Source organism: Rhizobium sp. PDO1-076, assembly GCF_000247475.1.
GTDB lineage: Bacteria > Pseudomonadota > Alphaproteobacteria > Rhizobiales > Rhizobiaceae > Allorhizobium.
The window spans coordinates 1-833 of the sequence record NZ_AHZC01000329.1 but is presented as its reverse complement, the minus strand read 5'-3'; the positions used below and the strand labels follow the sequence as shown (position 1 = coordinate 833).

Sequence of the window (833 nt, the reverse complement as noted above, 5' to 3'; positions counted from 1 at the left end):
CCGTTGGTGTGTGGCTCGCGAAGAGAACCTTCGCACATGCCGTAGAGCCGGACCAGATGGAGGTCCGCAAGGCCCTGGCATCGCGCGAGTTGATCGTCTTTGAAACGACCGGCGTGACACATCGGCCTGCCATGACGTTTGAAGGCGCGCTTCGAGCGCTGGACGGCCGGCTTGGAGTGGACGAGGCCCACGCTTTTGTGGCCGCCATTGATGTCAGGCGATCGCGTAGCGGCGGGATCATGCCGCTTGCCTCACACGAGCCTATCCGCCGAAATGTTCAGGAGGATGACTCGGCCCCTGTGGCCGACTTGCCGCTCCCCTCCGCCCCCAGTTTTGCTGAGATGCCGGCTGAAACCGTTGAGGTGAAGCCAACCAACGCTGCCGGTCGCATCGACAGATGGCAGAAAAAGCTTCTCGATCTGACCCTTCGCAATCGACTGCTCAGTTTTCCGGATTCGAAGAAAACGATCCCCTTTCTTTGCACGGACGTGGCCTATGTTGAAGATCGGCTGGCAAACGGCGCCGCAATTCGCATCATATCCTTGCCTGAGCAGAACCCGCTCGGCGAACGGGATGCAGCACTTTATCGGGATGTCCACGGCCGTGATCTCCAGCGTGGCTTCGCGGCGGAAGCATTGCTTCGGGACGAGTTGCCCTCGCCACTCGACGTGCGCCAGCTCGAAACTCGGTTGATCGATCTCTATCGGCAGGTTCGCAACGATTTTGCCGAGGGTGGCGCCAACACTCTTTTTCTGGCGGTCGGGTTCCTCAGGTGGAAGAAGAAGCCGGAAGACGAGCGCAGCTATCGTGCGCCGCTTCTACTTGTCCCCGTC

At 60.3% G+C, this 833-nt stretch carries 1 protein-coding gene; it reads left to right on the top strand.

The features are described 5' to 3' along the window. On the top strand, positions 1–833 hold an 833-nt coding region (locus PDO_RS16095), incomplete at both ends, for a DUF4011 domain-containing protein (protein ID WP_007604137.1).